This is a genomic window from Zhihengliuella sp. (assembly GCF_031178195.1).
GTDB lineage: Bacteria > Actinomycetota > Actinomycetes > Actinomycetales > Micrococcaceae > Zhihengliuella.
Map to the genome: position 1 here is coordinate 42,856 of NZ_JAPSJL010000001.1, position 12,222 is coordinate 55,077.

Annotated in this window: 13 protein-coding genes and 2 tRNA genes; 5 read left to right on the plus strand and 10 right to left on the minus strand. The window is 69.7% G+C overall.

Annotated elements, in window-relative coordinates; genetic code table 11:
• Positions 1-56: 56 nt before the first annotated feature.
• From RIN46_RS00170 to RIN46_RS00180, 3 genes are all read right to left on the minus strand, one after another.
• Complete coding sequence (locus tag RIN46_RS00170; protein ID WP_309080806.1) at positions 57-830, minus strand: alpha/beta fold hydrolase; 774 nt, start codon at positions 828-830, stop codon at positions 57-59.
• On the minus strand, positions 827-1,354 hold the full coding sequence (locus RIN46_RS00175) for a PadR family transcriptional regulator (protein WP_309080805.1): 528 nt from the start codon (positions 1,352-1,354) through the stop codon (positions 827-829). The genes RIN46_RS00170 and RIN46_RS00175 overlap by 4 nt, the downstream gene beginning before the upstream one ends.
• A 131-nt stretch (positions 1,355-1,485) precedes the next feature.
• Complete coding sequence (locus RIN46_RS00180) at positions 1,486-3,327, minus strand: phosphoenolpyruvate carboxykinase (GTP) (protein ID WP_309080804.1); 1,842 nt, start codon at positions 3,325-3,327, stop codon at positions 1,486-1,488.
• 311 nt (positions 3,328-3,638) lie between these two features.
• Between RIN46_RS00180 and RIN46_RS00185 the strand changes: the two genes are divergently transcribed.
• A tRNA-Arg gene (locus RIN46_RS00185) sits at positions 3,639-3,712 on the plus strand.
• Positions 3,713-3,796: 84 nt separating this feature from the next.
• Here RIN46_RS00185 and RIN46_RS00190 read toward each other — a convergent pair.
• The 4 genes from RIN46_RS00190 to RIN46_RS00205 form a co-directional block, all read right to left on the minus strand.
• Complete coding sequence (locus tag RIN46_RS00190; protein WP_309080803.1) at positions 3,797-4,333, minus strand: DUF488 domain-containing protein; 537 nt, start codon at positions 4,331-4,333, stop codon at positions 3,797-3,799.
• A gap of 9 nt (positions 4,334-4,342) precedes the next feature.
• Complete coding sequence (locus tag RIN46_RS00195; protein ID WP_309080802.1) at positions 4,343-4,558, minus strand: DUF2945 domain-containing protein; 216 nt, start codon at positions 4,556-4,558, stop codon at positions 4,343-4,345.
• Complete coding sequence (locus tag RIN46_RS00200) at positions 4,555-5,100, minus strand: histidine phosphatase family protein (protein ID WP_309080801.1); 546 nt, start codon at positions 5,098-5,100, stop codon at positions 4,555-4,557. Before RIN46_RS00200 ends, RIN46_RS00195 begins: the two co-directional genes overlap by 4 nt.
• Before the next feature lie 166 nt (positions 5,101-5,266).
• Entirely contained in the window at positions 5,267-6,070 is an 804-nt protein-coding gene (locus RIN46_RS00205; protein ID WP_309080800.1) for a winged helix-turn-helix domain-containing protein, read from the minus strand.
• 457 nt (positions 6,071-6,527) lie between these two features.
• Here RIN46_RS00205 and RIN46_RS00210 point away from each other — a divergent pair, with 457 nt between their 5' ends.
• Positions 6,528-7,268 carry a response regulator transcription factor gene (locus tag RIN46_RS00210; RefSeq protein ID WP_309080799.1) on the plus strand — a complete coding sequence of 247 codons (741 nt, stop codon included), beginning with the start codon at positions 6,528-6,530 and terminating at the stop codon, positions 7,266-7,268.
• Between the two features lie 59 nt (positions 7,269-7,327).
• On the plus strand, positions 7,328-8,791 hold the full coding sequence (locus tag RIN46_RS00215) for a HAMP domain-containing sensor histidine kinase (RefSeq protein ID WP_309080798.1): 1,464 nt from the start codon (positions 7,328-7,330) through the stop codon (positions 8,789-8,791).
• 21 nt (positions 8,792-8,812) lie between these two features.
• Here RIN46_RS00215 and upp read toward each other — a convergent pair whose 3' ends face one another.
• Positions 8,813-9,451 (minus strand): uracil phosphoribosyltransferase, encoded by a 639-nt coding sequence (gene upp / locus RIN46_RS00220; protein ID WP_309080797.1) that lies wholly within the window; start codon positions 9,449-9,451, stop codon positions 8,813-8,815.
• 57 nt (positions 9,452-9,508) lie between these two features.
• Between upp and tadA the strand changes: the two genes are divergently transcribed.
• Together tadA and RIN46_RS00230 are read left to right on the plus strand one after the other, a co-directional pair.
• Positions 9,509-9,991 (plus strand): tRNA adenosine(34) deaminase TadA, encoded by a 483-nt coding sequence (gene tadA / locus RIN46_RS00225; protein ID WP_309080796.1) that lies wholly within the window; start codon positions 9,509-9,511, stop codon positions 9,989-9,991.
• A 111-nt stretch (positions 9,992-10,102) separates the two neighbouring features.
• Positions 10,103-10,193: transfer RNA gene (locus RIN46_RS00230), tRNA-Ser, on the plus strand.
• Between the two features lie 62 nt (positions 10,194-10,255).
• Here RIN46_RS00230 and RIN46_RS00235 read toward each other — a convergent pair.
• A complete protein-coding gene (locus RIN46_RS00235; RefSeq protein ID WP_309080795.1) occupies positions 10,256-11,215 on the minus strand; it encodes a carbohydrate ABC transporter permease in 960 nt (319 codons plus the stop codon).
• On the minus strand, positions 11,212-12,183 hold the full coding sequence (locus tag RIN46_RS00240; RefSeq protein ID WP_309080794.1) for a sugar ABC transporter permease: 972 nt from the start codon (positions 12,181-12,183) through the stop codon (positions 11,212-11,214). Before RIN46_RS00240 ends, RIN46_RS00235 begins: the two co-directional genes overlap by 4 nt.
• Positions 12,184-12,222: the final 39 nt, after the last annotated feature.

The window sequence follows — 12,222 nt, forward strand, 5'->3', positions numbered from 1 at the left end:
TTAACGACTCGACCGCAACCGCAGGGGCCGCTCCACCCGCGCGACCGGAGCCGCGCTCACGCCTCGCCGAGGCGGGGGTGCGGCTCCGTCCGCTCGGCCCAGCGGCGGACGACGGCGTCGAACAGCAGCGGCTCCTCGAGGTTCCACGCATGGTGCGCCCCCGGGGCCAGTCGGACGGTCGCCCGCGGGATCGCCCGCTGCAGCTCCGCGAGGCCCTTGCGGACGAACGCGGGCTCGCGGGCGCCGGCGGCGAGGAGGACGTCGGTCTCCAGGCCGTCGAGCTGCGGCGCTCCCCCGCGGGCCACGTCCTCGGCCACGGCGCGGAGCGTGGCCGCCTCGGCGTCGTCGGTCCCGGCCGTCTCGAGGGCGCCGTACGCTCCGGCCTGGGTCCGGACGAACCGGTCGGCGCCCCACATCCGGGGGCGCGTGCGGGCGGCGGCCCGCTGGGCGGACGTCTGCGGCAGCACCGGGAGGCCGGTGAGGAATGCGGTGCCCACCAGCTCGGGGTGGCGCTCCAGGACGCGCAGGCCGACCAGTCCGCCGAGCGAGATGCCCACGAGGTGGACGACGCCGGTGTCCACGCGCTCGGCCACGAAGGCCGCGACGTCGTCGGCGGCGCTCTCGAGGCCCTGCCACGGCTCGCCGCGGCGCGCGCCGTACCCGGGCAGGTGCGGGGTCAGCACCCGGTAGTCGCCGAAGGCCTCCACCTGGCGGTGCCAGGACCAGTTGCCCGTGGCACCACCGTGCAGGAACACGATGGTCCGGGTCGGGCCGCCGTCGGTGCGTGGGCGGCGGGAGGGATGCACCTCGGGGTAGATCGCTGCGTTCACGGCAGGTTCCTCTCCACCTGGCGCAGCCATCTGAGCTCCGACTCGGCGTGCCCGATGCTCCGCTCCAGGGTGGCAGCCATCAGGTAGGCGCGGCGGTCGAATCCCTCGAGGTCTCCCAGCTCGGCCCGCTGCCCGCGGTAGTCCTCGAGCTGCGCGGCGACGCGGGCACGGCGTTCCTGCAGGAGCAGCACGACGGCGTCGCGCTCGAGTTCCCCGGCGAAGAAGATCCGCCCCAGGAACGGTTCCCGGGCCGGCTCGGCGTCCGGCTCCGCATTCAGCCAGGCGCGGAGCGCGCCACGACCGGCATCGGTGATGTGGTGCTCCTTGCGGTCCGGGTAGTTCTCCTGCGGGACCACCTTGACGACGGCCATCCCGGTTTCGACCAGCTGGCCCAGGGTCCGGTAGATCTGGGCCTTGTCCGCGTTCCACACGTGCCCGATGCTCGCGTCGAAGTGCCGCTTGAGGTCGTATCCGGTCATCGGCGCCAGGGTGAGGAGGCCGAGAATCAACCGTGCAAGGATCATGAGCCGATTCTTCCATCGGCTAGTCGCCACGTCGCCTAGGCGCGCTGACGACCGGGGGCCGGGGTCCGGGACGCCGCTGGCCCGGGACGTCGTCGCGTCCCTGGCCAGCGGCATCGGTGCCTCGGGGCCGCTCAGGCCCCGAAACGCTCCTTCAGGCCGGCGAGCTCGTCGCGCAGGGACGCCGGCAACGCCTCGCCGAAGTTGGCGTACCACGCATCGATGTCCTCGACCTCGGTCCGCCACTCGTCGGCGTCGACGCGCACGGCCGCCTCGACGTCGTCGGCCGTGTACCCCTCGAGCCCCGTGAGGTCGAGCGCATCGCCCGTCGGGACGAAGCCGACCGGCGTCTCCCGTGCGCCGCCACGGCCCTCGATCCGCTCGGTGACCCACTTGAGCACGCGGCTGTTCTCGCCGAAGCCCGGCCAGGCGAACCCGCCGTCCGCCGTGCGGCGGAACCAGTTGACCAGGAAGATCTTCGGCCGGCGCTCGGGATTGAGCCGGCCCGAGATCTTGTCCCAGTGGTTCAGGTAGTCGCCGGCGTTGTAGCCGATGAACGGCAGCATCGCCATGGGGTCGCGGCGCACGACGCCGACCGCCCCCGCCGCGGCCGCCGTCGTCTCGGAGGACAGGGTGGAGCCCATGAAGACGCCGTTGGCCCAGGAGCGGGCCTCCGTCACCAGCGGGATGGTGGTCTTGCGGCGGCCACCGAAGAGGATCGCGTGGATCTCGACGCCGTCCGGGTTGTAGTACTCCTGGGAGAGCATGTCGATCTGGCTGATCGGCGTGCAGAAGCGGGAGTTGGGGTGAGCCGCCGGACGGCCGGAGTCGGGCGTCCAGTCGTTTCCCTGCCAGTCGGTCAGGTGCTCGGGGACCTCGTCGGTCATGCCCTCCCACCACACGCCGCCGTCGTCGGTGAGCGCGACATTGGTGAAGATCGAGTTGCCCTTGGCGATGGCGCGCATGGCATTCGGGTTGGTGGACCAGCCCGTGCCGGGCGCGACGCCGAAGAGGCCGTACTCCGGGTTGACGCCGCGCAGCTCGCCGTCCTTGCCGATGCGCATCCAGTTGATGTCGTCGCCGAGGGTCTCGGCCTTCCAGCCCTCGATGGTCGGGTCGAGGAGGGCCAGATTGGTCTTGCCGCAGGCCGAGGGGAACGCGCCCGCGATGTTGTACGACCGGCCCTCCGGGCTCGTCAGCCGCAGGATCAGCATGTGCTCGGCGAGCCAGCCCTCGTCCCGGGCGATGACCGACGCGATGCGCAGGGCGTAGCACTTCTTGCCGAGGAGCGCGTTGCCGCCGTAGCCGGAGCCGTAGGACCAGATGGAGCGCTCCTCGGGGAAGTGGACGATCCACTTCTCCTCGTTGCACGGCCAGGGCACATCCTCCTCGCCCTCGGCCAGCGGCGCGCCGACGGAGTGCAGAGCGGGGACGAAGGAGGCGTTCTCGGACTCCATCTTGCGCAGCACCTCGGTGCCGATGCGGGCCATGATGCGCATGGAGGCGACCACGTAGGCCGAGTCGGTGATCTCGACGCCGTACTGCGGCTGCTCGGCGTCGAGCGGCCCCATGACGAAGGGGATGACGTACAGGGTGCGTCCGCGCATCGAGCCCGTGAAGCGCTCGCGGAGAATGGACTTCATCTCCTGCGGGTCCATCCAGTTGTTGGTGAAGCCGGCGTCGCGCTTGTCCTCGGAGCAGATGTAGGTGCGCTCCTCCACCCGGGCGACGTCCGCGGGGTCCGAGAACGCGGCGTAGGAGTTGGGGAACAGCTCATCGCTGAGCTTGCGCAGGGTGCCCGCTTCGACCAGTCCGGCGGTCAGGCGATCGTTCTCCTCCTGACTGCCGTCCACCCAATAGACATCAGCCGGCTGCGTCATCTCCGCCACCTCGTTCACCCAGGCGGCGAGGGCCTCGTGCGTCGTCGGCATGTGTGCCTGCTCGTCACGAACCTGCTGATTCAAGCTCACGCTCATGTCCATTCCCTCCATTGGGCTGTTACTGGTGCATTCGATGCTAGGTTGCCGTTCTGTCGGCCTCCTGTGACAGACGTCTCCGCGACGGGCTCGCAGCATCCGGGTCGCCGGCGACTCCCGCGGGATTCCGGGGTTTACACCGTCTGTGGTGTGATGCAAGTCACATAGACCGGTCTAGCTCCCGCGTCGTTCGGCGCGCACGGCGCGGCATCACCCCGCACCTCGGGGACATGCCGAATTTGCACGCCCGTCGGACTCGTGTAAAGTTATTCGAGGTCGAACGCACCGCGGTCGGCCGGATAACACAAGATGCGCCCATAGCTCAGCTGGATAGAGCGTCTGTCTACGGAACAGAAGGTCAGGGGTTCGAATCCCTTTGGGCGCACAGATCGAAGAATCCCGGGAAGCGGTTCCGCCGTTTCCCGGGATTTTTTCGTGCTCCCGAGCGCCCGGCCGGATCGCCGACCGGTCACCCCGGATACTCGACCGTCCCGCCACTGGCCACGGCCCCACGCGTCAACTCGGCGGGCGCGACCCGACCACCGGGCATGAGGTGCCGCACATCGGTTCCGCGCGCGAGGAGGTGGTCGGCGATGATGCGGCGGTGGCACCGCCACCAGACCGCCTCGGAGCACATGATGGCGGGCCGCGCCTCACGGGCGATCTCCAGCAGCTCGGCCAGTCCGCCGTCGAATTCCTCCGAGAGCGCGTAGTCGGCATAGTTGTGGAAGCTGCGGTTCTGCCAGAAACCGTTGACCTCCGGGTCGATGGCGCGCTGGAGGTTCCGCCGGCCGCCGAGGGCCGCAATGCGCCGGTAGACGATGCCGTGCTCGGACAGCCCTGCGGCGAGGCTCTCCGCGTTGAACTGCGGGTGGCGGTTCGAGCCGGGGAGGCTGCGCACATCGACGACTGCCGTCGCCCCGGCGCCCTGGAGGAGATCGACGAACTCGCCCAGGGGGTGCGTCGAGTGGCCGACCGTGAGGATCTCCGCTTCCGCCTCAGGCATCGGGCGCTCCTAGTCCTCGAGGCGCTTCAGCGCGCCGCCCTTGTGCGCGGCGACGTGCTCCGTCTTGTCGCTCTCGATCTCGTACTGGGGCTCCTCCTCGCTCGCGCGGCGGCGGTGGCCCTTGTACTCGAAGTCGGACGTGTGGACCTTGACGATCCGGCCGGAGACCCGGCCCGCCTCGGAATTCCAGCTGACGTGGTCGCCGACCTTGAAGTCCCGGCTCATCGGGGATCCCCTCTCTCCTCGCGACTGGGTGGGACGAAGTCCGTCACGCGCGCGTCGCGCCCGTCGAGTTCGGCCCAGGCGGCCGTCGTCTCGAGCACGGTCAGCCCGGCCGTGGGGTACTCCATGGCCAGCTCCATGACCGCCTCGTGGTCGGAGTCGGCCGAGGCCAGACGCAGGGCGAGGTCCTGGAGCGTGGGCATGTGCCCGATGACGAGCAGTGTCCCGACGCTCCCGGGGGTCTCGTTGACGATCGAGAGCAGGCGGGCGACATCGGCGCCGTACACGCGCGAGTCGACGTACGGCGTCGGGCCCCGCTCACCGAGCACGTGCGAGACCCAGACGCAGGTGGAGCGGGCGCGGAGCGCGTCTGAGCACACGATGTAGTCCGGTACGACGTCGTGCTCGAGCATCCAGTGCCCGGGACTCGGAGCCTCCTGCTCGCCGCGCGAGCCCAGCGGCCGATCGCGATCCTCCACGCCGAACAGGAAGTCGGCCTGCGCATGGCGGAGGAGCAGCAGCCGCTTGAGGTGATGGCGGTTCATGCCCCCACCCTACTCACGCACCGGCACCCGGGGGCAGGGCACGGGGAGGCACTGAGGCCTCGCGCAGCGCCTTCGCGGCGCCCGGAGACGACAGAGCGGCCCCGGGGCATCCGAAGGGATGCCCCGGGGCCGCTCCGGCAGTCGGTCGGGACGACCGGCGGCCTGCCTAGATGGAGTACTCCGGCGCCGCCCAGACGACGACCTCGGGGTGCTCGTAGAAGCGGTAGCCCTGGCCGCGGACGGTCCGGACGGTGTTGGCGAGTCGGCCCAGCTTGGAACGCAGCCGGCGGATGTGCACGTCGATGGTGCGCTCGTTGGGCACCTCCTCGGCGTTGCGCCACAGGTTGACCAGCAGCTCGTCGCGGCCGACGGTGCGCGTGCCGTTCTCGACCAGGTAGTTCAGGAGTTCGAACTCCTTGTAGGTCAGGTTCAGCGACTCGCCGTCGAGGTGGACCTCGCGGCGCGACAGGTCGATCAGCACGCCGGACGGCCGCGGCGCGGCCTGCTGCGGGCGCTGCTCGCCGCGCGGGCGACGGGAGACGGTCGGGTCGCCCAGGGCCTGGCGGACGACGTCGAGGCTGTCACCGGTGGCGTCGGCCGGGGCCAGCGCGACGGCCGCATGCGTCTTGGCGTCCGGGGCCAGCGTCTGCAGGAAGGCGCGGACCTGGGTCGCCAGCTTGCCCAGCGAGGTGCCGGCATCCTGCGCAGCGGCTTCGTCGAGGCCGACATAGAGGACGAACCCGCGGGCCTGCGTGTCGTTCTTCACCGGCTGCGGTCCGGCCTGGCCGTTCGGGGTGACGACCGGCGTCGGCGCGGTCATCGGCTGCTGCTCCTGCATGCCCGGCACCGCATGGAGCGGCCGATAGCCCTGCGGCGCCCCGTAGCCCGCCTGCGGCTGGCGCTGGGCGGCGGCCGCCCGGTTCTGGGCGTTGCGGACGGAGATGTGGACGTATCCGGATGTCACGGACATGCTTTACCTCTTAACTGTGCGAAGAGCAGGTGGCGCCGCCGCAGTCCGTCCGCCGAGGCCGGGAAGCCGCCGGCGGTCGTCTGTGACGATCACACCACCCAGTGTGACGGGGCTCTTAGCGAACCCGCAAGTAACATTCGTCGCTACTGTTCAGTATTTGAGACGAATGGGGCCGATTGTGAGGATGATCACATTGCCCACATCGACAGTTGAGGCTTCAGGAATTGAACAAATTGCCCATCCTGGGACCTCCGCACTGGCAGCCGCAGAGGAAAATGAACGTCGAATATATCTTTATGAGGGCCATCGTATAACTATTCATGCTCCGCGAGGGGTTCACACGGTGGATTCCCAGCCGGTGCCGCTTGACTCGGAGCACGCACCGTGCCGCTGATTTCACAGGGCCGGCACAGGTCCACCCTAGATCCGGCCCACCTCGCGGGTGCACAGTTGGAGCATGACTCCCGAACCCTTCGCGCCGCACCAGCTGCCGCGACTGCATCACCCGGATGGGACGCCGGTCCGGGTCCTCGTCGTCGACGACGAGCCGTCCCTGGCCGAACTGGTGAGCATGGGCGCGCGGATGCTCGGCTGGGACGCACGCATCGCCGCGGACGGACCGGGCGCCGTCGCACTGGTCAAGGAGTTCTCCCCGGACGTCCTGGTGCTGGACTGGATGCTCCCGGGCTTCGACGGCCCCGAGGTCCTGCGCCGGGCCCGCGCCCACCTGCCCTCCGTGCCGTGCCTGTTCCTCACCGCGAAGGACGCCCAGGAGGACAAGATCGCCGGGCTGGCCACTGGTGGCGACGACTACGTGACCAAGCCGTTCAGCCTGGAGGAGGTCCTCCTGCGCCTGCACCGGCTGGTCGAGCGCTCCGGTGTCGCCGCGAGCGACGCCTCCGAACTCGTGGTCGGCGACCTGGTGCTCGACCTCGACCTGCGCGAGGCCCGGCGGGGTGGCCAGACCATCGCGCTGACGGCGACGGAGTTCGACCTGCTCCGGTTCCTCATGGAGAACGCCCGGCGGGTGATGAGCAAACGGCAGATCCTCGACAACGTCTGGGACTACGACTTCGGCGGCCAGGCCAACATCGTGGAGCTGTATATCTCCTACCTGCGTAAGAAGATCGATGCCGGGAACGAGCCCATGATCCACACGGTCCGCGGGGCGGGGTACGTCCTGAAGCCGGCCCCGTGAACCCTCGCACCGGCCTTCCGCCGCGCCCGGCGTCCCCTCCGCCGGGAGCTCGCCGCCCGATGTCCCTGCGCTCCCGGATGCTCCTGGCGCTCCTGGGCATGCTGGCCCTCGTGTGCCTGGTGATCGGCGTGGTCACGTACTCGGCGATGTCGAGCCAGCTGCACCACCGGCTGGACCAGGACGTGGCGCAGGCCGCGGAGCGCTCCGCCTCCCACCTGTCCCAGTCCGGGACGGCCGACCCGCTGCGGGCGCCCGGCCAGGCGTCGGGCACGCTGAGCTTCCTGCTGGTGGACGATCGGCTGGGCGTCGGCGGCGTCCTCGACTCGACGACGGGCGAACGGCGGACGGTCTCCGCGCTGTCCCCCGGCGATGCCGAGGCGCTGCTCAGGACACCACCGGACGGGCGCGCCCGCACCCTGCAGCTGAGCCTCGGCGGCTACCGCGTGATCGCGTTGGAGGTCCGCGGGACCACGCTGGTCACCGGACTGCCGACCGCACCGGTCCAGTCGACGCTGGGCCAGCTCGCGTGGACCATCACCCTGGTGGCGGCGTCCGGCCTAGTGGCGACGGGACTCGTCGGCTCGCTGATCGTGCGCCGCTCGCTGGAGCCGCTGGAGCGGGTGGCCGCCGTCGCGGACGGCGCGGCGAGGCTCCCCCTGGAGGCCGGCCGGGTTGAGCTGGCAGAGCGCGTCCGCGCCGTCGATGCCACGCCGGGGACCGAGGCCGGGACCATGGGCGCGGCGCTGAACCGGCTGCTGGACAACGTGACCTCGGCACTGCAGGCCAGGCAGGAGACGGAGGAGCGGCTCCGCCGATTCGTCGGCGACGCCTCCCACGAGCTGCGCACCCCGCTGGCCGCGATCCGCGGCTACGCGGAGCTCGTCGGCGCCACGGAGCACCTGAGCGACGACGGACGGTCCGGCCTGGACCGGGTCGTCGAGCAGAGCCGGCGGATGGGCGCCCTGGTGGACGATCTCCTCCTGCTCGCCCGCCTCGACGCGGCCCGCGATGGCTCAGTCGCTCCGGCTCCCGTGGAGGACGTCGACCTCTCCCGGCTCGCCGCCGAGGAGACCGCCGACTTCCGCGTCGCGGCCCCGGGGCACCGCTGGCGCCTGGAACTCGCGCCGGAACCGGTCCTCGTGCACGGGAACGCGGCCCAACTGCGGCAAGTGTTCGTCAACCTGCTCTCCAACGCGCGCAAGCACACGCCCGACGGGACGGAGGTGACCGTGTCGCTGCGCACCTCCGGAGCCGGCGCGGACGGCACGACGGCGGTGCTCACCGTGGCGGACGACGGCCCGGGGATCCCCGCCGACTTCCTGCCGCACGTATTCGAGCGGTTCGCCCGGGCCGACGCAGCGCGCTCGGGCGGGGAGGGCACGACCGGGCTGGGCCTGCCGATCGTCCAGGCGATCGTCGAGGCGCACGGCGGCAGCATCTTCGTCGACAGTCGGACCGCAGACGCGCCCGACGCCGCCGGGCGGGGCTGGACCCGGTTCGAGGCGCGGCTGCCGCTGACCTAGCGGGCCGGGCGACCGAGTCGGCTAGTGCGCCAGGCCGTACAGGCGGTCGCCGGCGTCGCCGAGGCCGGGCACGATGTACGCCTTCTCGTCCAGTCGCTCGTCGAGCGAGGCGAGGACCACGTGCAGCCGCGCGTCGTCCCCGTGGGCGTCCTTGAGCCGTTGCAGCCCTTCGGGCGCGGCGATGAGGCAGATGCACGTGACGTCGTCGGCTCCGCGGTCGAAAAGGAACTTGATGGCCTCGATCAAGGTCCCCCCGGTGGCGAGCATCGGGTCCAGGACGAAGACCTGGCGGCCCGTCAGGTCGGCCGGAAGGCGCTCGGCGTAGGTGACGATGTTGAGCGTCTCCTCGTCTCGCGCCATGCCGAGGAAACCGACCTCGGCGGTCGGCACCAGCCGCGTCATGCCCTCGAGCATGCCGAGACCGGCCCGGAGAATCGGGACCACGAGCGGGGTCGGCTTCGCGAACGCCGTGCCCGTCGTCGTCGCCACGGGCGTCTCGATCTCGACCTCGACCGTGCGGACGTCCCGGGTCGCCTCGTAGGCCAGGAGGGTCACCAGCTCGTCGGTCAACTGCCGGAAGACCGGCGAGGGGGTGGTCTTGTCGCGGAGAACGGAGACCTTATGGGCGACCAGCGGGTGGTCCACAACCTGTACACGCATGCTCCAAAACTACCAGCAGGGCCCCTGCGGGCCCGGCGGCTCCACTAGGCTTGGACCGTGATCTCGCGCGCGTCCGTCCACGAAGAGTGGATGGGCCTCGCCCTCGCCGAGGCCCGCGCTGCGCTGACGACGGCGGATGTGCCCATCGGCGCCGTCGTCCTCGATCCGGAGGGCTCGATCATCGCCGTGGGGCGCAACCGGCGCGAGGCCGACGGCGACCCGACCGCTCACGCCGAGGTGGAGGCGATCCGTGCGGCCGCCGCCGCGCTGCGCGGCACAGGGCACGACGACGGGTGGCGGCTCACGGACTGCACGCTCGTCGTGACGCTGGAGCCGTGCGCGATGTGCGCGGGAGCCATCGTCCTGGCGCGAATCCCCCGGGTCGTCTTCGGGGCCTGGGACGAGAAGGCCGGGGCCGCCGGCTCGGTGTTCGACGTCCTGCGCGAGCCCCGCCTGAATCACTTCGTGGAGGTCCACGCCGGTGTCCGCGAGCAGGAGTGCGGTGAGCTGCTGCGCTCGTTCTTCCAGCGCAGGCGCTGATCCCGTGCGTCAGCCGGGAGCATTCCAATCCCGCATCGGGGCACGGCCGGCGCTCCCGCGGGAGGGCCGATTTGAGCGGATCGGAGAGGCTCCGGTACAGTAGTCCAGTCTGGTGACGTGTCCGAGCGGCCGAAGGTGCAACACTCGAAATGTTGTGTACGGTAACCCCGTACCGTGGGTTCAAATCCCACCGTCACCGCCAGCCGAAAAGGCCCCGAGAGCTCATCTCGGGGCCTTTTCCGTGTGCGCTTCTGCGGGTGCCGGCTACCCCTTCGCCGAGCCCGCGAGGAGACCGCGGACGAAGTACCGCTGGAGTGAGAAGAACACGATCAGCGGCACCACCAGGGAGACGAACGCGCCGGCCGTCAGGCGGGCCCAGCTCTGGCCCCGCGAACCGGCCAGCTCGGCCAGCCGCTGGGTCAGCGGCGCCGTATCCGGGGTCCCGGAGGAGAAGACCAAGGCCACGAGCAAGTCGTTCCAGACCCAGAGGAACTGGAAGATCGCCACCGAGGCCAGTGCCGGCATCGCCAACGGCAGCACGACCTTCAGGAAGATCTGCCCGTGCCCCGCGCCGTCGACGCGCGCTGCCTCGATCACATCGCGGGGGATCTCCGAGATGAAGTTGTGCAGCAGGAACGTCGCCAGCGGCAGCGCGAAGATCGTGTGCGCGATCCAGACCGGCAGGTACTGCTGGTCCGGGATCATCGGGATGACGTCGCTGATGGAGCGCATCGCTGGGTGCAGGAAAGCGACCGTCATCTGCAGCAGTGGGATCAGAGCCAGCTGCAGCGGGACGATCTGCAGGGCGAAGACCAGGACGAACAGCGTCGAGGAACCCTTGAACTTGATCCAGGCGAAGGCGTACGCCGCCATGGCCGCGAGGGCCAGGGGGAAGAGCGTCGCCGGGATCGCGATGAAGAGCGAGTTGATGAAGTACTCGCCCAGCTGCGGCGCGGACGAGGACCCGGAGAGCAGCACCTCCTGGTAGTTCTGCAGCGAGAATCCGGGGTTCTGGAATACGGTCCACCAGCCGGTGGACTCGATCAGATCCGGCTCCCGGAACGAGGAGAGGAAGAGCCCGAACGTGGGGATCGTCCACAGCACGGCGATGACCAGCGCGATCACGGATGCGACGCGCGACGTCATCCGCTTCTTGACGCGGCCCGCCTTGGCCTCCACCCGGCCCCGTTCGACGGGCGGCGTGGGTACGGCTACCTGGGTCATCGGATCTCCCTCTGCTTCCGGAGCACGCGGATGTTGTAGACGACGATCGGCGTCACCATCAGGAACAGGATCAACGCCAGGGCCGCGCCACGGCCCGGCTCACCGGCGCGGAACGCCTGCGTGTACATCTCGTTGGCGACCACGGAGGTGTCGAAATTGCCGCCGGTCATCGTGCGCACGATGTCGAAGACCTTGAGCGTGGCGATCGTGATGGTAGTGACCACGACGACGATCGAGGATTTAATGCCGGGCACGGTCACGTTGAAGAAGCGCTGGATCGGGGATGCTCCGTCCAGCTCGGCGGCCTCGTGCTGCTCCGCGGGCACGCCCTTGATGGCGGCCGAGAGGACCACCATCGCGAAGCCGGTCTGGATCCAGATCATGACCACGATCAGCGCGAAGGTGTTCCACGGCGAGTCCTGCAGGATCTGCTGCGGTTCTCCTCCGAACCAGACGATGATCTGGTTGACCAGGCCGTACTGCTCCCTGCTGGGCGAGCGGTAGGCGTACATGAAGCGCCAGATGATGCTGGCGCCGACGAACGAGATCGCCATCGGCATGAAGACGAGCATCTTGTAGTACTTCTCGCCGCGGGACTTGTCGATCAGTACGGCGTAGACCAATCCGACCACGGTGGAGATGGTCGGCACGAGGAGCACCCAGAGCACGGTGTTCCAGAGGGTGATGAGCGCCTGCGGCTGGGTGAACATCCAGATGAAGTTGTCCATGCCGTTGAAGGCACCGGTCCGGTCCGTGAAGGCCATGAAGCTGGTACGGATCGCCGGATAGATCAGACCGACGGCCAGGAGGAGCATCGCCGGGCCGAGGAAGAGGGCGAGCTGGATGAAATCCTTGCGCCCTCTGGAACTGCGGTCGAGGAAGAAGAGGATCAGCCCGAAGACCGCGATGAAGGCCACGATGCCGGTCGCGAACTGGAGGATCTTCCCCATGAGGTCGAGTGATGTCATGTTGTCTCCGTTCTTCGATGGGCGGACGACTCACGCCGT

What these genes read in the sequence shown, in the direction of transcription:
- RIN46_RS00240 (WP_309080794.1), bottom strand. Translation starts at nt 12,183, where the DNA reads ATGACATCACTCGACCTCATGGGGAAGATCCTCCAGTTCGCGACCGGC.
- upp (WP_309080797.1), bottom strand. Translation starts at nt 9,451, where the DNA reads ATGCGTGTACAGGTTGTGGACCACCCGCTGGTCGCCCATAAGGTCTCC.
- RIN46_RS00235 (WP_309080795.1), bottom strand. Translation starts at nt 11,215, where the DNA reads ATGACCCAGGTAGCCGTACCCACGCCGCCCGTCGAACGGGGCCGGGTG.
- RIN46_RS00200 (WP_309080801.1), bottom strand. Translation starts at nt 5,100, where the DNA reads ATGAACCGCCATCACCTCAAGCGGCTGCTGCTCCTCCGCCATGCGCAG.
- RIN46_RS00180 (WP_309080804.1), bottom strand. Translation starts at nt 3,327, where the DNA reads ATGAGCGTGAGCTTGAATCAGCAGGTTCGTGACGAGCAGGCACACATG.
- RIN46_RS00215 (WP_309080798.1), top strand. Translation starts at nt 7,328, where the DNA reads ATGTCCCTGCGCTCCCGGATGCTCCTGGCGCTCCTGGGCATGCTGGCC.
- RIN46_RS00205 (WP_309080800.1), bottom strand. Translation starts at nt 6,070, where the DNA reads ATGTCCGTGACATCCGGATACGTCCACATCTCCGTCCGCAACGCCCAG.
- RIN46_RS00195 (WP_309080802.1), bottom strand. Translation starts at nt 4,558, where the DNA reads ATGAGCCGGGACTTCAAGGTCGGCGACCACGTCAGCTGGAATTCCGAG.
- RIN46_RS00175 (WP_309080805.1), bottom strand. Translation starts at nt 1,354, where the DNA reads ATGATCCTTGCACGGTTGATTCTCGGCCTCCTCACCCTGGCGCCGATG.
- RIN46_RS00210 (WP_309080799.1), top strand. Translation starts at nt 6,528, where the DNA reads ATGACTCCCGAACCCTTCGCGCCGCACCAGCTGCCGCGACTGCATCAC.
- RIN46_RS00190 (WP_309080803.1), bottom strand. Translation starts at nt 4,333, where the DNA reads ATGCCTGAGGCGGAAGCGGAGATCCTCACGGTCGGCCACTCGACGCAC.